General features: G+C 59.4%; 19 protein-coding genes. 15 read left to right on the top strand and 4 right to left on the bottom strand.

Going from position 1 to position 22,292, the window contains the following annotated elements; all coding sequences use genetic code 11:
- Positions 1-35 precede the first annotated feature (35 nt).
- The 6 genes from infB to KBF66_RS04405 are packed head-to-tail and all read left to right on the top strand — an operon-like array spanning position 36 to position 8,220.
- The gene (infB, locus tag KBF66_RS04430; protein WP_296652853.1) at positions 36-2,975 is read left to right on the top strand and encodes a translation initiation factor IF-2; all 2,940 of its coding nucleotides are present in this window, start codon (positions 36-38) and stop codon (positions 2,973-2,975) included.
- 17 nt (positions 2,976-2,992) lie between these two features.
- Positions 2,993-3,361: a 30S ribosome-binding factor RbfA gene (gene rbfA / locus KBF66_RS04425; protein WP_296652850.1), complete on the top strand. Its 369-nt coding sequence runs from the start codon at positions 2,993-2,995 to the stop codon at positions 3,359-3,361.
- A gap of 2 nt (positions 3,362-3,363) precedes the next feature.
- Positions 3,364-4,359, top strand: coding sequence for a tRNA pseudouridine(55) synthase TruB (gene truB / locus KBF66_RS04420; protein WP_296652844.1), 996 nt, complete (start codon positions 3,364-3,366; stop codon positions 4,357-4,359).
- An 11-nt stretch (positions 4,360-4,370) separates the two neighbouring features.
- Complete coding sequence (typA, locus tag KBF66_RS04415) at positions 4,371-6,197, top strand: translational GTPase TypA (RefSeq protein ID WP_296652840.1); 1,827 nt, start codon at positions 4,371-4,373, stop codon at positions 6,195-6,197.
- Positions 6,198-6,244: 47 nt separating this feature from the next.
- Positions 6,245-7,120 (top strand): DMT family transporter, encoded by an 876-nt coding sequence (locus KBF66_RS04410; protein WP_296652837.1) that lies wholly within the window; start codon positions 6,245-6,247, stop codon positions 7,118-7,120.
- Entirely contained in the window at positions 7,117-8,220 is a 1,104-nt protein-coding gene (locus KBF66_RS04405) for an enoyl-CoA hydratase/isomerase family protein (protein WP_296652833.1), read from the top strand. Before KBF66_RS04410 ends, KBF66_RS04405 begins: the two co-directional genes overlap by 4 nt.
- 13 nt (positions 8,221-8,233) lie before the next feature.
- Here the strand turns inward: KBF66_RS04405 and KBF66_RS04400 are convergent, their stop codons facing one another.
- Both KBF66_RS04400 and smpB read right to left on the bottom strand, forming a co-directional pair.
- Entirely contained in the window at positions 8,234-10,105 is a 1,872-nt protein-coding gene (locus tag KBF66_RS04400; RefSeq protein ID WP_296652830.1) for a M3 family metallopeptidase, read from the bottom strand.
- Between the two features lie 50 nt (positions 10,106-10,155).
- A complete protein-coding gene (gene smpB, locus KBF66_RS04395) occupies positions 10,156-10,629 on the bottom strand; it encodes an SsrA-binding protein SmpB (RefSeq protein ID WP_296652828.1) in 474 nt (157 codons plus the stop codon).
- 68 nt (positions 10,630-10,697) lie between these two features.
- On the opposite strand from smpB, the gene KBF66_RS04390 reads away from it, so the two are divergent.
- Together KBF66_RS04390 and KBF66_RS04385 are read left to right on the top strand one after the other, a co-directional pair.
- Positions 10,698-11,135, top strand: a complete 438-nt coding sequence (locus KBF66_RS04390; RefSeq protein ID WP_296652826.1) for a type II toxin-antitoxin system RatA family toxin — start codon at positions 10,698-10,700, stop codon at positions 11,133-11,135.
- Positions 11,125-11,472: an RnfH family protein gene (locus tag KBF66_RS04385; protein ID WP_296652823.1), complete on the top strand. Its 348-nt coding sequence runs from the start codon at positions 11,125-11,127 to the stop codon at positions 11,470-11,472. Before KBF66_RS04390 ends, KBF66_RS04385 begins: the two co-directional genes overlap by 11 nt.
- Positions 11,473-11,474: 2 nt before the next feature.
- On the opposite strand, the gene KBF66_RS04380 is transcribed toward KBF66_RS04385, so the two are convergent.
- Positions 11,475-11,987, bottom strand: a complete 513-nt coding sequence (locus tag KBF66_RS04380) for a DUF4124 domain-containing protein (RefSeq protein WP_296652820.1) — start codon at positions 11,985-11,987, stop codon at positions 11,475-11,477.
- Positions 11,988-12,090: 103 nt separating this feature from the next.
- Here KBF66_RS04380 and guaB point away from each other — a divergent pair, with 103 nt between their 5' ends.
- The 7 genes from guaB to KBF66_RS04345 all read left to right on the top strand — a co-directional run bounded on the left by guaB (position 12,091) and on the right by KBF66_RS04345 (position 19,982).
- The gene (guaB, locus tag KBF66_RS04375) at positions 12,091-13,560 is read left to right on the top strand and encodes an IMP dehydrogenase (RefSeq protein WP_296652817.1); all 1,470 of its coding nucleotides are present in this window, start codon (positions 12,091-12,093) and stop codon (positions 13,558-13,560) included.
- 62 nt (positions 13,561-13,622) lie between these two features.
- Positions 13,623-15,242: a glutamine-hydrolyzing GMP synthase gene (guaA, locus tag KBF66_RS04370; RefSeq protein WP_296652988.1), complete on the top strand. Its 1,620-nt coding sequence runs from the start codon at positions 13,623-13,625 to the stop codon at positions 15,240-15,242.
- 222 nt (positions 15,243-15,464) lie between these two features.
- A complete protein-coding gene (locus tag KBF66_RS04365) occupies positions 15,465-16,745 on the top strand; it encodes a site-specific integrase (protein ID WP_296652814.1) in 1,281 nt (426 codons plus the stop codon).
- A 99-nt stretch (positions 16,746-16,844) separates the two neighbouring features.
- The gene (locus KBF66_RS04360; RefSeq protein ID WP_296652810.1) at positions 16,845-17,564 is read left to right on the top strand and encodes a DUF6088 family protein; all 720 of its coding nucleotides are present in this window, start codon (positions 16,845-16,847) and stop codon (positions 17,562-17,564) included.
- Positions 17,561-18,640 carry a nucleotidyl transferase AbiEii/AbiGii toxin family protein gene (locus tag KBF66_RS04355; protein WP_296652806.1) on the top strand — a complete coding sequence of 360 codons (1,080 nt, stop codon included), beginning with the start codon at positions 17,561-17,563 and terminating at the stop codon, positions 18,638-18,640. The genes KBF66_RS04360 and KBF66_RS04355 overlap by 4 nt, the downstream gene beginning before the upstream one ends.
- Entirely contained in the window at positions 18,637-19,551 is a 915-nt protein-coding gene (locus KBF66_RS04350; RefSeq protein ID WP_296652803.1) for an AbiJ-NTD4 domain-containing protein, read from the top strand. Before KBF66_RS04355 ends, KBF66_RS04350 begins: the two co-directional genes overlap by 4 nt.
- Before the next feature lie 107 nt (positions 19,552-19,658).
- Positions 19,659-19,982: a hypothetical protein gene (locus tag KBF66_RS04345; protein ID WP_296652800.1), complete on the top strand. Its 324-nt coding sequence runs from the start codon at positions 19,659-19,661 to the stop codon at positions 19,980-19,982.
- Here KBF66_RS04345 and KBF66_RS04340 read toward each other — a convergent pair.
- Positions 19,983-22,292 (bottom strand): conjugal transfer protein TraG N-terminal domain-containing protein (locus KBF66_RS04340; protein ID WP_296652797.1); only part of this gene is annotated, 2,310 nt, incomplete at its 5' end.

Genomic DNA, 22,292 nt, shown 5'->3' with positions numbered 1-22,292 from the left:
CCGGCAGTGCAAGTCGAAACAAAAGGTTACCCAAAATGTCCAGTATGACCGTCGCCGAGTTTGCCAATGAACTCAAAAAATCCACCGATACCCTGCTCGAGCAATTGAAATCGGCCGGTGTTGCCAAGTCGACTGCCAGCGACACTCTGTCAGAGTCTGATAAGCAGCATTTGTTGAGTTATCTGCAGACGGCACACGGAACATTTTCTGCGGAGCGCAAGAAGATCACCCTGGTGAAGAAGTCCACCACGGAGATCAAGCAGGCCGATGCCAGCGGTAAGGCACGAACCATTCAGGTCGAAGTGCGCAAGAAACGAACCTTTGTGCGACGCGACGACGGACAGGACGCGGGAACGCCGGTTCACGCCGAGGCGACCGATCAGCCGGCCACCAACGTGTCGACGGTTGACCGGGCTGAGCTGACCCGGCGTGAGGAGGAAGCGCGCCGCCAGGCGGAGCTGATTCGCCGCCAGGAGGAAGAACTGGCAGAGCGCCGTCGCCAGCGCGAAGCCCAGGAGGCTGCCGCGCGAGCGGATGCCGAACGTGCCGCTGCTGAGGCGGCTGCTCAAGCGCTGGCAGCGCAACAGCAGGCACAGGCCTTGCTCGAGCGCAGCCAGATTGAAGACAAGCCGGACAGCAACGAAAAAGCCGATGCGCTGGCGGCCAAAGCCATCGCAGACAAACTGGCAAGCGAGAAAGCCGCCGCCGAACAAAAAGCACGAGACGACGCACAGCAGCGAGCCTTGGCCGAGTCCAAGACACGGGTCGAGGAAGAGCAGGCCCGCGCGGTGGACCTGACCGAGCGCCGCCGCAAGGCTGAGGCCGAGGCTGCGGCCATCCGCTTGATGATGTCACAGCCGGGCAAAAAGCTGGCCCCGAAGAAACCTGAAGAGCCGAAACCGGCCGCTGCGGATGTCAACAAGGCCGGCATCAAAGGTACCTTGCACAAACCCGCAGGGGCGGCGGCAACACCCAAACCTGCCACCGCAGCACCTGCTGCTGCCGGTGCAGCCGGAGCGGGCAAAGAAGTCAAGTCTGCCAAACTGTCCAGCAGTTGGGCGGGTGATCCGGCCAAGAAAAAAGGCATTCCCACGCGTGGTGATACCGGTGCTGGTGCCGGGCGGGGCAGTAACTGGCGTGGCGGGCCGCGTGGCAAGCGTGGTTCCAATGACCGGGACCGCGACGACCATCATGCGCCGGTGCAACAGGTGGAAGCGCGGGTGCTTGAGGTGCATGTGCCTGAAACCATCACCGTTGCCGAACTGGCGCACAAGATGGCCGTCAAGGCCTCCGAGGTGATCAAGCACCTGATGAAATTGGGTCAGATGGTCACCATCAACCAGCCACTGGACCAGGACACGGCGATGATTGTGGTTGAAGAGATGGGCCACAAGGCCATCGTTGCTGCGCTGGACGACCCGGAAGCCTTTACCGACGACGAGGTGTCTCAACAGCAGGCCGAGTCGGTGTCGCGTGCCCCGGTGGTCACGGTGATGGGCCATGTGGACCACGGCAAAACCTCGCTGCTGGACTACATCCGCCGCACCAAAGTGGCTTCGGGCGAAGCGGGTGGCATTACCCAGCATATTGGTGCCTACCACGTCAAGACCAACCGTGGTGTGGTGTCGTTCCTGGATACGCCGGGTCACGAGGCGTTTACCGCCATGCGTGCCCGTGGCGCGCAGGCCACCGACATCGTGATCCTGGTGGTGGCCGCCGACGATGGTGTGATGCCGCAGACCAAAGAAGCGATCAAGCACGCCAAGGCCGCCGGTGTGCCGATTGTGGTGGCCATCACCAAGATTGACAAACCCGATGCCAACGCCGAACGTGTGAAGAACGAGCTGGTGGTGGAAGAGGTGATTCCGGAAGAGTTTGGTGGCAACTCACCGTTTGTGGGGGTGTCGTCCAAATCCGGTCAAGGGATTGATGAATTGCTGGAACAGGTCTTGTTGCAGGCCGAAGTTCTGGAACTCAAAGCGCCGGTCGATGCGATGGCCAAGGGTCTGGTGATTGAGGCCCAGCTGGACAAGGGCCGCGGCCCGGTGGCAACGGTGCTGGTGCAGTCCGGTACCCTGAAGGCAGGTGATGTCGTGCTGGCGGGTCAGACCTATGGCCGCGTACGCGCCATGCTCGATGAGAACGGCAAGACCATCAAAGCGGCAGGGCCGTCGATTCCAGTCGAAATTCAGGGTCTGACTGAAGTGCCGCAAGCCGGTGACGAGTTCATGGTGCTGTCTGACGAGCGCCGGGCGCGCGAGATCGCCACATACCGTGCTGGCAAGTTCCGTCATACCAAGCTGGCCAAGCAGCAAGCCGCCAAGCTCGAGAACATGTTCACCGAGATGACTGCGGGCGAGGTCAAGATGGTACCGATCATTGTCAAGGCCGACGTCCAGGGCTCGCAGGAAGCATTGGCTCAGTCGCTGCTCAAACTTTCGACCGACGAGGTCAAGGTGCAAATGGTCTATGCAGCCGTGGGCGGTATCAGCGAGTCGGATGTGAATCTTGCCATCGCTGCCAAGGCGGTCATCATCGGCTTTAACACCCGCGCTGACGCAGGTGCGCGCAAGCTGGCCGAAGGCAATGGCATTGACATTCGTTACTACGACATCATTTACGATGCCGTCGACGACCTCAAGCTGGCCATGTCGGGCATGCTGACACCCGACAAGAAAGAAGAGATCATTGGCACCGCCGAAATTCGGCAGATTTTCAAGGTCTCCAAAATTGGCTCCATCGCCGGCTGTATGGTCACCTCGGGCGTGGTGCGGCGCACGGCGCGGCTGCGCTTGTTGCGCAACAACACCGTCATCTACACCGGCGAGCTCGACTCGCTCAAACGTTTCAAGGACGATGCCAAGGAAGTTCGCGAAGGTTTCGACTGCGGCCTGAATATCAAGAACTACAACGATATCAACGAAGGTGACGTGCTGGAGTTCTTCGAGATTCGCGAAGTGGCGCGTACCCTGTAAGCGCCCGAAGGCCTGCCGTGCACAAAAAATCTGCCACGCCCAATCGCGCCTTCAAGGTCGCCGATCAGATCCAGCGTGATCTGACCGAACTGATCGCGCGCGAGCTGAAAGACCCACGGGTGGGGATGGTGACCATTCAGGGGGTGGAAGTGACCCCCGACTATGCCCACGCCAAAGTTTTTTTCAGCCTGCTGGCGGGTGACGTCAAAGCCTGCACCGAGGGTTTGAACCAGGCGGCCGGTTTTTTGCGTGCCGGGTTGTTCAAGCGGTTGCATATCCATACCGTGCCGACGCTGCATTTTGTGTTTGACCAGACACCTGAGCGCGCTGCCGACATGAATGCGTTGATCGCCCGCGCTGTTGCCTCGCGGGCCAAAGAGGACTGAACATGACTTCAGCGCCGCGTGCACGGGTTGCCAGGCGCCCCGTGCATGGGGTGCTGTTGCTGGACAAGCCTCTGGGCTGGTCGAGCAACGATGTGCTGCAAAAGGTCAAATGGCTGTTGCGTGCGGAAAAGGCGGGCCACACCGGCACCCTCGATCCGCTCGCCAGTGGTGTTTTGCCCTTGTGTTTTGGTGCGGCGACCAAGTTCAGCCAACGACAGCTCGATGCCGACAAAACCTATCAGGCGGTCTTGCACCTGGGCGTAAAAACGAGCACCGGTGACGCCGAAGGTGATGTGCTCGAGACGCGACCGGTGCCTGCGATCACACCTGAAGTCCTGCGACGTGTCACGGCACAATTCACTGGCCCCATCTCTCAGGTACCGCCGATGCACAGTGCCTTGAAAAAAGACGGCAAAGCGCTGTACGCCTATGCCAGAGCTGGCATCGAGGTGGAACGCGATGCCCGCCAAGTCCATATTTATGCATTGAATATGGTTCTGGCGCACGATATAAAAGAGTTTGTTGCTATCAACATTGAGGTCAAATGCAGCAAGGGAACCTACATCCGCACCTTGGGCGAAGACATTGGCGAAGCCCTGGGTTGTGGTGCGCACCTGAGTGTCTTGCGGCGCACAGGCACTGGTGGTTTTGAGGTGACGCAGTGTGTGAGCCTGGCTGCGCTGGAAGCCATGGATGAAGCCGAACGTCTGACCCAGGTTCTACCTGTGTCGTCTTTACTAGCGGATCACACGCGGGTGACGCTCGACAGCGACAATAGCCGTCGTTTCCTCAGTGGCTTGTGCCGCCGCGGCGCTTGGTCGGATGCCGACCGGGTGGCGGTCTATGCCACAGAAGGGCAGCAACTGCTGGGTACGGCCCGTGTCCAGGCCGGTGAATTGATCCCCGGGCGCTTGCTCAGCCCGATTGAAATTGAACAAATGACCCATGAATCCAGAGCAGACCGGGTCGACAGCCCAGAACCTGCTCAACTCGTTTAAGAAAGTGAACCATGTCCCATACCCAAATCCGCAACATCGCCATCATCGCCCACGTGGACCATGGCAAAACCACCATGGTTGACCAACTGCTGCGTCAGTCAGGCACTTTTGCCCAGCACGAAAAAATTGTCGACACCGTGATGGACAACAACGCCATCGAGAAAGAGCGTGGCATCACGATCCTGGCCAAGAACTGTGCCGTGACCTGGCAGGGCACTCACATCAATATTGTGGACACCCCCGGCCACGCCGACTTTGGTGGTGAAGTGGAACGGGCGCTGTCCATGGTGGACGGCGTGGTGTTGCTGATCGATGCGCAGGAAGGCCCGATGCCGCAAACCCGTTTTGTCACCAAAAAAGCGCTGGCGCTGGGCTTGAAACCCATTCTGGTGGTCAACAAGGTCGACAAACCCGGTTCGCGCCCCGACTATGTGGTCAACGCGGCGTTTGATTTGTTCGACAAACTCGGTGCCACCGACGAGCAACTGGACTTTCCTGTGGTGTATGCCTCGGGTATCAATGGTTGGTCCTCGTTGGTCGAAGGCGGGCAGGGTGAGCAGTGGGGTCCGGACATGTCGGCGCTGTTCAATACCATTCTGGATCACGTGCCGCACCAGCAGGGCGACCCGAATGCGCCGCTGCAATTGCAGATTTCCGCGCTTGATTTTTCGACCTTTGTCGGGCGTATTGGGGTGGGCCGCATCAGCCAGGGCACGATTCGCCCGATGATGGACGTGGTGGTGATGGAGGGCCCGGACGGCAAGGCGGTCAAAGGCCGCATCAACCAGGTGTTGACTTTCCAGGGGCTGGAGCGGGTGCAAGCAACGGATGCTGGCCCCGGTGAAATCGTGCTGATCAATGGTCTGGCCGACATCGGTATTGGCGTGACCATCACCGACCCGGTGAGCCCGGCACCGCTGCCCATGCTCAAGGTCGACGAGCCGACCTTGACCATGAACTTTTGTGTCAACACCAGCCCCTTGGCCGGGCGCGACGGTAAATATGTGACCAGCCGCCAGATCTGGGACCGTTTGCAGAAAGAGCTGCAACACAATGTGGCACTTCGTGTCAAGGAAACTGACGAGGAAGGCATTTTTGAAGTGATGGGTCGCGGTGAATTGCACCTGACCATTCTGCTGGAAAACATGCGCCGCGAAGGTTATGAACTGGCCGTCAGCAAGCCGCGCGTGGTGTTCAAGGACGTCAACGGTGAAAAGCATGAACCGATCGAACTGGTGACTGCCGACATCGAAGAACAGCACCAGGGTGGTGTGATGCAGGCTTTGGGCGAACGCAAGGGCGAGTTGTTCAACATGGACCCGGACGGACGTGGCCGGGTTCGGCTGGAGTACCGTATTCCGGCGCGTGGCCTGATTGGTTTTACCAACGAGTTTCTGAATCTGACCCGTGGTACCGGTCTGATTTCCAACATTTTTGACAAGTACGAGCCGCATAAGGGGGAGATCGGCAGCCGCAAGAACGGCGTGCTGATTTCCATGGACGATGGCGAAATCTTTACCTACGCTCTGGGCAAACTTGACGATCGTGGTCGCATGTTTGTGCGCGCCAATGACCCGGTTTATGAAGGCATGATTGTCGGGATTCACAGCCGTGACAACGATCTGGTGGTGAATGCCACGCGCACCAAACAGCTGACCAACTTCCGGGTGAGCGGCAAGGAAGATGCCATCAAGATCACACCGCCGATCGAGCTGACGCTGGAGTATGGTGTCGAGTTCATTGAGGACGACGAGCTGGTTGAAATCACGCCCAAATCGATCCGTCTGCGCAAACGTCATCTGAAAGAGCACGAGCGCAAACGCGCCAGTCGCGAGTAAGCGCTGCAGCCGGGCGTGGGCAAGCCATGGCCGCACCGGCACAACCCATGAAACTGAGCCACAACCGAGCTGTGCTGCTGATGGTGGCGGTGACCCTGATGTGGTCGACCGCTGGTGTGGTGACGCGCCATCTGGAGCACGCGCAGAAATTCGAAGTCACCTTTTGGCGCAGTGCCTTCACGGTGTTGTGCCTGCTTTTTATTTTGCCGCTGATTCAGGGCAAAAGTGTCTTCAAGCGCATGCGACACGGGGGTGTTGCGCTATGGTTTTCCGGTTTATGCTGGTGCGGCATGTTCACCTTCTTCATGCTGGCCATCATGCTCACCACCGTCGCCAATGTGCTGGTGACCATGTCCCTGGCCCCTTTGTTGACGGCTTTGTCAGCAAGGATCTTTATTGGCCACAAGATCCCGTGGCGGACCTGGGTGGCGATCGGTGTGGCAGGGTTTGGCATTGCTTACATGTATGCCAGCCAACTTGGCGCCGGTATCAGCCTGGCCGGCACCCTGATTGCGCTGTGTGTGCCGATCTCGGGTGCCGCCAACTGGACCATCACGCAACACTCACATGCGCAGGGGCACGATGTGGACCTGATGCCCGCGGTGCTCATTGGTGGGGTGCTGTCAGCCCTGATCACGCTGCCGCTGGCCTGGCCGTTTCAGGCGTCGGCGCACGATATGGGTCTGCTGTTCGGGCTGGGCTTGGGGCAATTGGCCATACCCTGTGTGCTGGTGGTGATCTGTACCAAGTCACTCCAGGCGCCTGAGGTGGCACTGCTGGGTTTGCTGGAGGTGATTTTTGGCATCTTGCTGGCCTGGATCGGCGCCGGTGAGGTGCCCGGACGGGATGTCTGGGTGGGTGGCTCGCTGGTGATAGGGGCACTGGTGGTCAATGAAATTGTGGCATGGAGGGGCAGGGCATGACGTCGTCGCTGGAAGTGATCGCCGAGGTTCGCGGGCAGGTTGGGTTTATCACCTTGCATCGGCCCAGCGCGCTCAACGCCCTGAACCTGTCGATGATTCGCGCCCTCACCGCGCGCCTGATGGTCTGGCGCGACGACCCCCGGGTGCGGGCGGTGGCAATGCGCGGCAGCAACAAGGCCGGGCCATTTGGTGCCTTTTGTGCGGGCGGTGACATCCGGTTTTTTCACCAGGCGCTGCAAAGCGGTGACCCATCGACCGAAGACTTCTTTACCGAGGAGTACACACTCAACCACCTGATCCACACCTTCCCGAAACCGACGATTGCGTTCATGGACGGTGTGGTGATGGGTGGTGGCATGGGCTTGAGCCAGGGTGCAACACACCGTCTGGTGAGCGAACGCAGCAAACTGGCCATGCCCGAGACGCTGATTGGCTTGTTTCCGGACGTGGGCGGCGGCTTTTTTCTCAGTCGCTGTCCCGGTCACACCGGTGAGTGGCTGGCCCTGACCGGAACCAGTCTGAACGGGCCACAAGCGATTGCCCTGGGTCTGGCCGATCATCAGATGGAGGTGGCGCATATGCATGCTGCCTGGGACGCACTGGCACAGCTTGACCTGAGCGATGCGGCGAAACTTGAGTCCTGGATTGCTTCGTTTTCAGTATCTACAAACCTTACACCAATAAGCGCCAGAGGTCAAATTGACCATCGTTTTTCGCGGCCGGATGTGGCAGAGATCATCACCGCACTGGAAGCCGATGTGTCGGATTGGGCACAGCAAACAGCACGCTTGCTGCGCCAGCGCTCGCCCTTGATGTTGCAGGTGACGTTGGCGCAAATTCGCCGCGCGCGCACGCTGTCGATTGCCGATGACTTGCGCATGGAGCGCGATCTGGTGCGGCATTGTTTTTTTCCCACCCACCTGGGGCGCCGAGGCGCACAAACCGAAACCGCCGAGGGCATCCGCGCGCTGGTCATCGACAAGGATCAGCATCCGAAATGGCAGCCCGAGCGCATTGAGGACGTCACACCCGACATGGTGCAGCCGTTTTTCGTCAGCCCCTGGGCGGCGCACAGCCACCCGCTGCGGGCGCTGACCTAAGGACCGACCGGGTTTACTGCACCAGCACTGCAGGGTAGTGCTGACCCACCCATTGTTCAAACCGGGCGCACATGGCGGCGTCGCCTTCCTGATTGTCGGCAATCAGCGCCGCGCCATGCACGATGCGGATGTTGGCATCCAGACTGTCTTGGACCGCTGGTGCATCGTCGCGCTGGGCCGCATCGTGGATTTGCTGCTGCGCCTGCGCCCATGCCTGCGCAACGCTTTGGTTGCAGTGGTCAGCCAGATACTTTGCGTTGAAAGGCTCGCCAGTCAGGCGCACCAGGGTATCGTTGTGGCTGACGCCATTGCCGCATGCCCAATAGTGCTCGGCCAGCAGCGGGCCAATCGCAGGGTTGTCGGTCAGGTAGCCCAATTGGCGCTCAAAGTAGGCCCGGGTCTGGTACACCGCCATATTGGCCAACAGATAGCCGTGGTAAGCGGCGGCAGATTCCTGATTGAGCAGATGTGGAATCGCCACGAGTGGGCGCGGCGCCACCGTCAGTCCGAGGATTCGCAGTTCGCACTGGCGCGCCAGTGCCAGCACCTGCTCGGCACTCAACGCTTCATCGGCACATTGGTACAGCGCCCGCTCAAAATACGGCACCACCAGAATGCCGCGCTCGGTGTAGGCAGCAAACGGTTGCTGCGCTTCAATTTGCTGATGGATCAACGCGTCGGGCACCGGTTCACCCGCTGCATTGCGCGCGTAGCGCTTGAGCCAGTCAGCGTCGCCCAGCAGGCTGTCGCAAAACATGGACTGCGTTTCGGCGTAGGCCATAGACGTCGGCGCAAATTCCTGCGAGAAGCAGGGTGCGTTTTGCGTCACATTGGCAAAGTGCGCGGCATGGCCGCCTTCGTGAAACAGGGTGTTGATGGCGCGCGCGCCGCTGCCAATCTGGTCGGGTGTGGCGTTGGCGGTGAAGTTGATCTGCCCGGCCACCCATTGCCCGTTGGCGTCAAAGTAGGTGGGGATGGGGCCGTGGCAAAAGCCGTTCTGGAATTTTCCGCTGCGCTCCAGCAAGTCGAGCTGCAAAGTGGCACCGCGGTAACGGATGCCCAGCCGGCGAAAGCTCTCCACCCAACGCCCCAGCGACTTGGCAAACGAGAGATAGGGATCGAGCGCGCGGGTGACGTCGCCGCTGCTGTAGTAGCGCAGGTTCCAGGGCTCGATTGCCTTTGCGCCATGGGCTTGTGTCAGACCCGCCAGGGCGCTGTCGTTGGCCGTACGCGTGCGGTGTTCAAAGTCATCCAGAATCGCAAACAACTGGGCTGTGGTCATGCCTTCATTTTTTTCGACCTTGTAGTCAAAGAAATTGGCATAACCCTGCGCTCGGGCAAAGGCATTGCGCTTCTTGACGATTTTCAGAAACCCATGGTCCAGCACCCAGCGCTCCAACTGCATCATCGCGCTGTGTGAGCTTTTGCGCGCCACCTCATCAGGGTGCGTCTGCATGTTGGTCGCAAGCGTGCTGAGCGTGGCAGCTTCCACCTGGCCCGACGCGCCAATGTGCTGGAGCACCAGATCGCGCCGTTTGGCAAACAGCTCGGCCTCCAGAGCGATCAGCTCGTTCATCAGTTGCCGGGCTTCGTGGTTGTCGATGATGTTGCTCATGAACAGGGCTCGCCAGCCCTGTAAGCCGTGCCTGAGTCCCTGGGTCGACGCATCGGTCTGATCGGCTGGCAAATCAGCCAGCGCATGGCGAACTTGGGCCAGGCGCTGTGGGTCCGAGATGAAATTCTTGTAGGTTTCTTCGGCGCGAGCAAAACCGGCATCGTCGCTGCTGGTGGCCATGTAGGTGGCCCAGAACAGGTCTTCCTTGGACTTGTGGACGGCAGCGTACTCGGTATTGAGCTGATCGAACAGTTCACGGGGGGTGGGCATGGCGGCATCCTTGTAGAAAGGCGCAAATTCTCGCATCGCCCACCGGGCGATCAGCGGTGGTGGGCTTTCATGGCGCGTTCCACCTCGCGCTTGCCTTCGCGGTCTTTGATGGTGTCGCGCTTGTCGTGCTCGGCCTTGCCTTTGGCCAGTGCCACTTCACATTTCACCTTGCCGTTCTTCCAATGCAGATTGATGGGTACCAGGGTATAGCCTTTTTGCTCCACTTTGCCAATCAGACGTTTGATCTCTTCCTTGTGCATCAGCAGCTTTTTGGTGCGCTGCTTGTCGGGGCTGATGTGGGTGGACGCGGTGCCCAGCGGGTTGATCTGCAGGCCGATGATGAACAACTCGCCATTGCGGATCACCACATAACCATCGGTCAATTGCACCTTGCCTTCGCGCAGCGACTTGACCTCCCAGCCTTCAAGCACGATGCCGGCCTCGAATCGCTCTTCGAAAAAGTAGTTGAACGCGGCTTTTTTGTTGTCGGCAATGCGGCTGGAAGTGTCAGGTTTTTTGGCCATGGCGAATGTTGGAATTGTTGTGAATGCGAACCAGGGCTTGACTACAATCCCGCGCACCACTGCATTCTATGAAAACTGTCAAAAAGTCCGTCCTGATCTGGTACAGCCCGGCCGAAATGTATCGGCTGGTGGTTGATGTAGCGCGTTACCCCGAGTTTTTGCCCTGGTGCGACCAGGGTCGCGTCGTGGAGCACGAAGAGAACGGCATGCTGGCAGAAATCGGCATCGCCTTCAGTGGTATCAAGCAGACCTTTTCAACCCGAAACAGGCATATTCCTGACCAGCAGGTCATCATTAACCTGGTGAGTGGTCCGTTTTCCAGTCTGGAGGGTGAATGGAATTTTTTGCCTTTGGGCACCGAGCCACGCGCGTGCAAGGTGGAACTCACGCTGACCTATGGTTTTGATACCACCCTGGGCAAGCTGATCAGTCCGGTGTTTGACAAGATTGCCAGCAGCATGGTGGATGCATTTGTTAAGCGAGCCAAGCAGGTTTATGGCGAATGAGGGGAGCACCTCGGTGTTGGTGCTGTACGCCCCGGCACCCCGAGACGTGGTTCAGCTGACTCTGGAACTCGATGCGCCCTGCACGGTTCTCAAAGCACTGCAAAAAAGTGGCCTGCTCAACCGCTTCGCCGACTTGGACCACCCGGGCATTGAGGTGGGTGTTTGGGGCAGACGAGTGCCACTGGATCACCCGCTGCGTGATCAGGACCGCGTGGAGGTTTACCGCCCGCTGCTGGTGGATCCCAAAGTTGCGCGGCGGCAACGTTTTGTCAAGCAAGGCAGCCGTCGGGCCGGGTTGTTTGTCAAAAAACGGGTGGGTGCCAAGCCAGGTTACTGAAACTACTGGCAATCGCTGGCCATGATCGCCTGCAGGCGTTTGGATTCAGCCGACCGCGCTGCGTCATCCATGATTTCTTGCTCTCCCTTGCTGTTGACCCGGCTTAAACGCAAGCCGGAGTCCAGCGTGGCCTTGGCAAATTTGGCCCGCGCGCAGTTGTCGGCTTTGGTCGCGGCAATTTTGGCATCTGCTGCTTTTTGTTTCTCCTGTTCGGCGCGTTCAGCTTTTGCCTTCTTGTCGGCCAACAACTTGTCCACACCGGTCGGTTTGGGCAGACGGCTGGCACCGTTGGCGTCTGCATCAACCGGCTTGTCAGAAGATCCCGCGCTGGCTGCGCTGTCGTCGACTGGGCGCTGACCCGGACGCTTCAGGATACTTTTCTCAGGGACCGAGCCCGGTGGTGAGCGGTCGCTGTAAACCTTGCTGCCATCCTTGTCCAGCCATACCCATTGTGCTGCCGAGCCGAGGGGGATCAAGACAAGCAGTAACAAGCCCAGCAAGTGACGATGGTTCATGGAGATGAGTTTATGCCATGCCAGCGCATCGAGCGCAAGTGTTCGCTTGTGTGGTGGTGGTCTAAATGGCACAGATACAATCGCTGATTTGGAGCCCACACCCATGCGCCTGATTGGTAAAGCGCTCACCTTCGACGATGTCCTGTTGGTGCCAGCCTACTCCCAAGTCCTGCCCAAGGACACCTCGCTTGCCACCCGTTTCACCCGTAACATTGCCCTGAACCTGCCGCTGGTGTCCGCGGCGATGGACACGGTGACCGAGTCTCGCCTGGCCATCGCCATTGCGCAGGAGGGCGGGATCGGCGTGGTACACAAAAACATGACGGCACAGCAGCAGGCTGCCAAGGTCGCCAAGGTCAAACGTTACGAGTCGGGCGTGTTGCGTGATCCGGTGGTGATCACGCCTGAGCACACGGTGCGCCAGGTGATGGCCTTGTCAGAACAACTGGGTGTGTCGGGCTTCCCGGTCATTGACGCTGGCAAAGTGGCAGGCATCGTGACCGGGCGTGATTTGCGCTTTGAAACCCGCTATGACCTGCCGGTCAGCCACATCATGACGCCACGTGACAAACTCGTCACCGTGCCCGATGGCACCACCCTTGAGCAGGCCAAAGTGTTGCTCAATCAGCACAAGATCGAGCGTTTGCTGGTGGTCAACGAGGCTTTTCAGCTCAAAGGGCTGATCACGGTCAAGGACATCACCAAACAGACCAGTTTCCCAGCGGCAGCGCGCGATGCCCAGGGCAAGCTGCGGGTGGCTGCCGCGGTCGGGGTGGGCGAGGGCACTGAAGAGCGGGTGGAACTGCTGGCGCGTGCCGGCGTGGATGCCATCGTGGTCGATACCGCACACGGCCACAGCAAAGGTGTGATCGAACGGGTACGCTGGGTCAAGCAGAACTTTCCGCAGGTTGAAGTGATTGGCGGCAATATCGCCACCGGAGCGGCGGCGCTGGCCCTGGTGGAAGCCGGAGCGGATGCGGTCAAGGTCGGCATTGGCCCGGGTTCGATCTGCACCACGCGCATCGTCGCCGGTGTGGGCGTGCCGCAAATCATGGCTATTGACAGCGTGGCGACGGCACTTAAAGGGACCGGCGTGCCGCTGATCGCGGATGGCGGTATCCGCTTTAGCGGTGACATCGCCAAAGCGGTGGCAGCCGGAGCCAGCACGGTCATGATGGGTGGCATGTTTGCCGGCACCGAAGAGGCGCCTGGCGAAGTGATCCTGTTCCAGGGCCGCAGTTACAAGAGCTATCGTGGCATGGGCAGCATCGGTGCCATGCAGCAAGGCAGCGCCGACCGGTACTTTCAGGAGTCCAGCACCGGAAATCCCAACGCTGACAAGCTGGTGCCGGAAGGCATCGAAGGTCGGGTGCCCTACAAGGGCTCCATGGTGGCTATCGTGTTCCAGATGGCCGGCGGCCTGCGTGCCAGCATGGGTTACTGCGGTTGCGCCACCATCGAAGAGATGCAAAACAAGGCCGAGTTTGTTGAGATCACCACCGCTGGCATCCGCGAAAGCCATGTACACGACGTGCAGATCACCAAAGAAGCGCCGAATTACCGCGCTGACTAAGTTCAGATCAAAAACACCCTTTAGCGCATGTCCAATGGGCGTGTGCTGCTCTGTTTTCAGGAATCATGCATCAAAAAATCCTCATTCTTGACTTTGGTTCCCAAGTCACCCAGCTGATCGCCCGCCGGGTGCGTGAAGCGCATGTGTTCTGCGAAGTGCATCCTTGCGATGTGTCTGATGACTGGTTGCGCGCCTATGCGCGTGATGGGCAGCTCAAGGGCATCATCCTGTCAGGCAGTCACGCCAGCGTCTATGAAGAAAGCACCGACAAGGCGCCGCAGCTGGTGTTTGAGCTGGGCGTGCCGGTACTGGGCATTTGCTACGGCATGCAAACCATGGCGCACCAGTTGGGCGGCGTGGTCACCAGCGGGCACCAGCGTGAGTTCGGTCATGCCAACGTGCGTGCGCACGGGCACACCGCTTTGCTTGAGGGCATTCAAGACTATGCCACATCGATGGGTCACGGTATGTTGCAGGTGTGGATGAGCCACGGCGACAAGGTCACCGAATTGCCACCCGGTTTCAAGCTGATGGCCAGCACCGACAGTTGTCCGATTGCCGGCATGGCCGACGAAGAGCGGCGTTTTTACGCGCTGCAGTTCCACCCTGAAGTTACCCATACCAAACGCGGTGCTGCGATTCTGGAACGTTTTGTACTGGAAATCTGTGGCACGCGGGCTGACTGGATCATGGGCGACTACATCAGCGAGGCGGTGGCCAGGATTCGCGAGCTGGTGGGTGATGAAGAGGTGATTTTGGGGCTGTCCGGCGGGGTCGATTCGTCGGTGGCAGCCGCCCTGATCCACCGCGCCATTGGTGATCAGCTGACCTGTGTATTTGTTGACCACGGCCTGTTGCGGCTGAATGAAGGCGACATGGTGATGGACATGTTTGTCGGCAAGCTACACGCCAAAGTGATCCGAGTGGACGCGGCGGACCAGTTCCTGGGCCACCTGGCAGGCGTGGCGGACCCGGAGGCCAAGCGCAAAATCATTGGCCGCGAGTTTGTAGAGGTATTTAGGGCTCAAGCGCAATCGCTGACTGAGTCAGATGCTAGCAAAAAAGGTGCAAAATGGTTGGCTCAGGGTACCATTTACCCGGACGTGATTGAGTCCGGCGGTGCCAAGAACAAAAAAGCCGTGGTCATCAAGAGTCACCACAACGTGGGTGGCTTGCCTGAGCAACTCGGTCTGAAACTGCTGGAGCCGCTGCGCGAGCTGTTCAAGGACGAAGTGCGTGAACTCGGCGTGGCACTCGGCTTGCCGCACCACATGGTCTACCGCCATCCGTTTCCGGGTCCGGGACTGGGCGTGCGTATTCTGGGTGAAGTCAGAAAGGAATACGCCGATTTGCTGCGCCGGGCCGATGCCATCTTTATCGAAGAGTTGCACAGTTTTGTCGATGAGCCCAGCGGCAAAACTTGGTACGAGCTGACCAGTCAGGCATTCACAGTGTTTCTGCCAGTCAAGAGCGTGGGTGTCATGGGTGACGGCCGTACTTATGACTACGTGGTGGCGCTACGCGCCGTGCAAACCAGCGACTTCATGACCGCGGACTGGGCTGAATTGCCTTATGCCTTGCTGAAAAAGGTGTCGAGCCGCATCATCAACGAAGTGCGCGGTATCAACCGGGTGACCTACGACGTGAGCAGCAAACCACCGGCAACCATTGAGTGGGAATAAAATATCATCATTTCAAGTCGTCTCACGCCGTCCGGATTTTCTGCAATTTACCCGCTATAACAACCAGTTAGCGTCTCATGGCGTCTCACGCCGTCCTAGTAAAGCCCGACTAAAGTGTCGGTATTGCTGACGGTATCGAGATCTGGTCCTTGAACGACCCAAGTTGATACCGTCAACTACGTTGACGGTATCGGTTGACGGTATCAGTTTACGGAGGATCAGATGCTCACTGACATGCAGTTAAGGGCGTTGAAGCCCACTGGGAAGATTTACAAGGTTGCTGACCAGCAGGGGCTCTATGTCGCTGTTACGCGGACTGGGGTTGTCAGTTTTCGGTTTGACTATCGGGTGAATGGACGCCGCGAGACCCTGGTGATAGGCAAGTACGACCCGACAGTCGGCGCCAAGAAGCCGCGCGAACTGAACGAGTTGGACTACGGCATGTCCCTGTCTCTGGCAGAGGCGCGCCTATTGATGACACGGGCGCACAGATCGATCGAGCAGGGCGAGAGCCCCTCACGTTCCAAGGTTGAGAAGCGGACCGAAGCTGCTGACGCGCTCACGTTTGGTAGTTGGGCAGAAAAGTACTTCGCAGAGGCTGATCTGGCCGAGTCCACAAAGGCCATGCGTAAGTCGGTCTATGATCGCAACTTGGCGGACGAATTTGGCCGTCTGAAACTGGAAGAAATCACCCCGGTGCGTCTGATGGCCAGATGCGAGAAAATCAAAGAGCGTGGCGCGGCAGCGCCGGCGGTCCACGCTCGCGAGATCGTGTTGCAGGTATTTCGCTTCATTCAGGCCCGCGGATTGAAGATCGATAATCCCGCCGAGTCGATTCGACCCAGTGCCATTGCCACATTCAAAGCTCGCGACAGAGCGCTGACACCAGCCGAGATTCATACCTTTTTCAAGGCGCTTGAGCAGACGGCGACGATGTCCACGTTGCGCCTAGCGGTCAAGTTCATGTTGCTGACATTGGTGCGCAAGACGGAGTTCATCGAGGCTAAGTGGGACGAGGTGAACTTCGAGACGGCAATCTGGACGATCCCGAAGGACCGTATGAAGGCAGGGCGCCCGCACAACGTGTACCTGAGCCAGCAGGCGCTCGATATTCTGGTGGCCTTCAAAACTTGCTTCAGTGCCAGTTCGTACCTGCATCCGGGACGGTACGAGACCGAGTTGCCTATCAGTTCGGCCACGCTGAACCGGGTGATCGACGCCACCGTGAAAGTGGTCCATGATCGGGGCGAAGACTTTGACCCCTTCACCGTGCATGATTTGCGGCGCACGGCCAGCACGTTATTGCATGAGGCCGGTTTTAACAGTGACTGGATCGAGAAATGCCTCGCGCATGAGCAGCGCGGTGTGCGTGCTATCTACAACAAGGCTGAGTACGCCGAGCAGCGCCGAACCATGCTTCAGGCCTGGGCTGACATGTTGGATGCCTGGATCAAAAATAGCGCCAGCGTGGTGCCCATTCGACGGGGTGCTGGCGTTGCTTGAAGTATGAATACGCTCAGTCCGAAATAGATCTACAATTTTCGGACATTACTTCTTGCAAATTGTCCGAAAAAATTATACAAATATCGGACAAGGAACCCCATGTCTGATCTCAAATCCGCCATCTCGTCGCAAATCAATGCCGCCGGTCCAGGCCATGTCTGGGTGCCGACCGACTTTGCACATCTCGGCAACCGTGATGCGATCGACAAGACGCTCCAGCGCATGGTGCTGGCGGGTGACCTGCGGCGTATTGATCGAGGTTTATACGACAAGCCCAGCATCAACCGTCTGACCCAGCGTCCCAGCACTCCCGACTATCGCGCGATTGTCGATGCCATCGCGCGGCGCGACCAACTGCGTCTGCTGGTGGATGGGATGACCGCAGCCAACGATCTTGGCCTGACGGATGCCGTCCCGGCTCGTGTCACCCTTCATACCGACGCACGTCGCCGGGCGATCAAGCTCGACAAACTCGTCATCGACTTCAAGCAAACCGCCCCCAGTCGCCTTTATTGGGCTGATCGTCCCGCCATGCGAGTTGTGCAGGCCCTACATTGGCTGAAGGACACGCTGATCTCCGACCATGACCGCATCGTGAACCGACTAAGCCAACTACTCGTCGATTCCTCCCAAGGGGCTGCGATCTGCCAGGACCTGCGCGATGGCTTCAACGTGCTGCCGGCGTGGATGCAAAGTCTGGTCCGTGATCTACCCGGTTGTGATCCACTGGGCGCCGTACCCATGACCTTGCCGGCGCCTAGCGGCGTGAAGCCCCCGGCAGATTCATCTTGGGCCAAGGGCATAAGGGGGGTCCGTTGAACCCTTCATTTCACGATGTCATCACCGCTGCCGATGGTGATCGACTCGATTTGTTTCTCGGCGCAGCCACGCGCTTGGGTACGGCGGTTCAGAACGTCGAGAAGGACTTCTGGGTCTGCTGGACCCTGGATGCCTTGTTCAACGGATTGGCTACTGGCGGACCTCGGCTCTTGTTCAAGGGGGGCACTTCCCTGTCCAAGGCCTTCGGCCTGATCTCCCGCTTCTCCGAGGACATCGACATCACGGTTTTCCGTGGCGATCTGGGACAGGCCGCTGAGGTGGCAGAACTGGACGCCTTGAGCGGCAAGAAGCGCCGGGCTCGTCTTGAAGCCATCCGGCTGGCTTGTCAAGCCTACATCGCCGGCCCATTGGCGGATGAATTCACTCAGATCGCCGCTGCCGTCATTCCCGATGGCCGCTTCCACCTGGAACTCGATCCGGACGACAAAGACGGCCAGACCCTGCTGTTCTGGTATCCCGCCGTCACGCCCACGACCAACGACTACATCCGCTCCGCCGTGAAAATCGAGTCCGGTGCGAAGTCGGCACTCGACCCCCACATTGCGGCAACGGTCACGCCATACGTTGCGCAGGACTTGCCTGCGCTGGATCTCACCGTAAGCAACGTGACCACCGTAAAGCCGGAGCGCACCTTCTGGGACAAGGTCATCATCCTGCATGGCTTGCGGCAGTGGCACGACCGTCGCGGAGAACTGCGGCACGGCGGGCAGCGCGTCTCGCGCCACTATTACGATGTGCACCAACTGATGCAGGCAACCGCATCGCCCGAGTGGCAGGCCGATCAGGCACTCGCTATCGATTGCGCTCACCACGCCAGGCTTTTCTTCGGCAGTGCCGACCTGGGGCTGGATGCCGCCCAACCCGGTACCTTCACGCTCATGCCCAGTCCGGTGATGTGTGTAGCGCTCGCCAAAGACTATGCAGCGATGGCCGGCATGGTTTTCGGAGAAGTTCCGCAGCTTGACGCGGTACTTGCCAACGTCGAGCGATTTGAACAAATCGTCAATGGGACAGCGAAGGCCGTACCGCTCGTGCCGAAGGAGTCGGCTCCGTGAACGACTATTTTAGCGACCGGGAAAATGGGCCGCGGGCGCGAACCGAGCAGGCGATTTCACCCGCCGTCTGGGCGGGCTTGGTGGCAACGGTACAGGCCCTGATCAACAGCGGAGCCTTCGGGTTACGTTTTCCCGCGCGCTGTCCCGATGGACAAGCCGTTTGCGGTTGCGATACGGATGCTCTGGCCGCTTCCGTGATTGCGGAGATGCCGGGGTTGGCTTGGCCGCTCGAAACCACGTGTCTGGTGGATGAAGGTTTCCTGTCGCAGCGAGAGCCCTTTGCGCCGGACACGCTGCTCATCATGGATTTCATCGAGTTCATCTACGCTTCGGTGGCGAAGCCGATTCCCGGGAAATACCACGATTTCTTCAGTCACCACCATTTGACCTTCGATCAGCAGTCGGGACAGGAAGAGTTCCGGGCGACCGTAAATCGTATCTTTTCGCGCAACGGCGTGGCCTTCGAGATGTTGTCGACCGGCCGCATCGTGCGCGTGCTTCCGCCGGTGCTTGGGGACGATTTGAAGCGGACAATTTTCCGGACTGGAGACCGGACCCTCGATAACATGCTGGAGGAATGTCGGGCCAAGTTTTCTGACCGGAATCCTCTGGTGCGGCGCGAGGCCTTGGAGCGCTTGTGGGATGGGTGGGAGCGGCTCAAGTCTCTTGCGGACCCCGGCGACAAGAAGAGATCTATCAAGATCATTCTCGATGCCACCGCCGTAGAGCCATCACTCCGGGCACGAATGGAGGAAGAGGCGACAGAACTGACGTCCATCGGAAACAGTCATCTCATTCGTCATTCAGAAATCAACCAAGTGCCAGTCATCGACGTGGATCAGGTCGACTATCTGTTTCATCGCCTGTTCGCGATGATCCAGTTGGTATTGAGGAAAAAGGGCTCCGCATGAGAAATGATCCGGGGCGGCGGGGCTTGGTTGTGGAAATGTTGGCTGGGTAGCCGGCCACACGCTTGCAACCTACACCATCAGCGTTAGGCTGAATCCAGGAGGCAGAAATGAGAAAACTCATCTTCATGGTTTTCATCGCGCTGGGCGCGCTGATCGGCTTGATCGCTGCTGCGAATGCCGATTGGGGAACCCGCCTTGTGATGATGGGCGTCGGCGCACTTTTCGGAGCGCCCATTGGCGGGGCTCTGGCTAGCATGGGCAGGAAGGAGCGGCCGCGTCTCGAATGGGACGAGAATCCACTTCCTGGGATGGGCTCCACGCCGAAGGATTTGGCCGCGAACTACTGGCGCGACAAAGGCCACCCACCATTCATGAAGCCGTCTGAAGCTGAACCCGACAAGCACATGTTCGACCCGGATAGACTCGGCTGACTACTTTCGCAACAAGTCCTTAACTACCTCTTTGGCATTGTCGAGTGTTGCTGCGGCGTCCTTGCCGACCTGCTTGCCTGACTGCACCAGGAGTGATTTCTTCGATGCAAGCGTTCCGTCATCGGTCTTGATGATCTCCGCCTTGGCGTCGAAGTCTGCACGGCTCGATTCTGCATCGGTGCGGATTTGATCCCCGTGGGTACGAATCTCGTCTCGAATGGGCGATACCGTAGGAGCGGTTCCCTGCGACGGCTTGACGTTCCCAAACCGTGAGGTCTGTTGTCGGTTGGATTGGTGCAGGCCGGCGATGTCGGGCATCAGCGCGGCATCACCCTGTTGATGCACATGTTGCTCCCGGATGTCTCCAAAGGAGGCTGGCAGTGCGGTACCGTCGGAGAACACCCGATTCGGGCGAAGAGACTGTCGCGCCAATTCCGACTCCATCAAGGTATGTGCCGCGGCGCTGCTGCCGCCGTATTGCTCCGCGTAGCGCATAAACATCTCCAGGTTGTGAGGGTCCTGAGCGATGTCGATGGAGATGGCTTCCCCTTTCTCGTGGGCCGCCGACACGCGTTCAGCGAAGGCCGTACGATCAGCGAGGCTCGCCTCGGCGCGCTCTGATCGTGCATGCGTAGAGGCAAGCCGGGCAGTCATGTCGTGTGCTTCGCGGGAATCGTTGGCGATCATGCTCATGAAGCTGGCATCGCGCGACACCCTGTCGCCGAACTGTTTGAACTCCGCCAACTGTTCGCTGCTCATGCTGCCCAAGACCTTTTGTTCCTGGGCCGATAAGCCAGACAGGTAACTCTTGTCCGCGCTGGCGTTCAGGCGGCCTCCAACTGCGCCAGCGTTTAATCCCAGGTGGCCAGCGGCTCCGAACGCGATACTGGCAACTTGAGATTGCGATAATCCAGTGCTGTCGGCCACACTTTTTGATATCTGATCAAGCCTGTTCAGTGTTTCGCCCATCTGCTCGAAGCTGCTGGACGTAGAGCCACTGCTGCTGCGCGATGAACGAACTTTGGTTAGGCCACGAGTGAATGCGTCCGACAAGATGGCCGAGCGCTCAGTGCTGGCCGCGACAGCCTCGTTGCGCGCGGCGTCAGCCTGCCGGCTCGCCTGCACCACGTCCTGCTCGGACACGCGCATCGAGACCATTCGGGATGCAAATCCCTGGTTGCGCAGCAGGCTGACGGCGGTTCGCCCAGTCAGCGCATTCGACGAGAAGGTGTTCCCGCTTAGATCGTTCTGCCAGTTGCCCATGAAGGCGGAGGTGCGGTTGGGCGCCAGTTGCATCTGGTCCATCCCCACGTTCCCCATGGAAACGTTGCCGACGGTAGAGGCGGACGTTCCTCCCGAGATCATCGCCTGCAGGCCCGACAGGCCACCGACCAGGGCCGTCCCGAAGTTTTCCATGCGCTTCAAGGCTGCCCACGCGATGAAGGGGATACTGATCGCAAGGTACCCAACCACGGCCTCGCCCGAGATCGCCCGCGAGTAGATCGTCGAGGCGGTCTGCAGGGCCAGCGCCTTGGTACCGGTGCCCAGGTCCGCCGCAGCCGCCAGATCGTAGGCCGCGTAGATCGAGGCCATGTAGTTGAGGATGGCGTAGAGCGGCGGCCAGAGCTGGATCCAGATGAGCACGGCGGCGTAGCCCTTGAAGGCCAGCATCGTCTCGCGACCGCTGGTGAGCAGGAGCAGCAGCACGAAGAGCGGGAACATCGCGTAGGTCACCGCCTCGACCACGTTCCTGAAAACCGGCAGGGCCTGCTCGGCCACCTTGCCGTAGTTGAGCCAGGTCGCGTTCTGCTGGGCCACCGCCTGAGCCCGGCCCACTGCCAGCACCATGGCCGCCGGATCATTGACCTTCTGACCGACGATCTTGCTGGTGTCCTCGATCGCATTGAGCACCGCGTTCTGTCGGATGAGATCGGCCGCCGTGGCAGCGGCGGTGGCGATGCTGTTCTTGAGATAGGCCTGCTGGATTTGCCCGGCGATGGCCGCCGCAGCTGCGGCTCCCGGCAAGGTCGGGTTGAGCTGGAAGGCGAGCCGCCCCTGGATGCGGGTGATCTGCGCCGGCAGTCGCCCATTGAGGCTCTGGTACACGTTCGGGCAGGTATCGACGCTGACGCTGCCGCCCGCGGCGGTCAGCGTGCTGAAGCGCGCCGGATTGGGCGAGGCCATCAACGGCCAGACATCGTCCGACGCGGAAAACGTGGCCGGATCGAGGGTGCCGTCGATCAGGTCATAGGTGGTGCAGTTGTGGATAAAGTTGATGAGGTCGGTGCGGAACGCCGGGTCCTGGAACAC

This window comes from Rhodoferax sp., assembly GCF_018063565.1.
Lineage (GTDB): Bacteria > Pseudomonadota > Gammaproteobacteria > Burkholderiales > Burkholderiaceae_C > Rhodoferax.
This window is presented reverse-complemented; position numbering and strand designations above follow the sequence as displayed.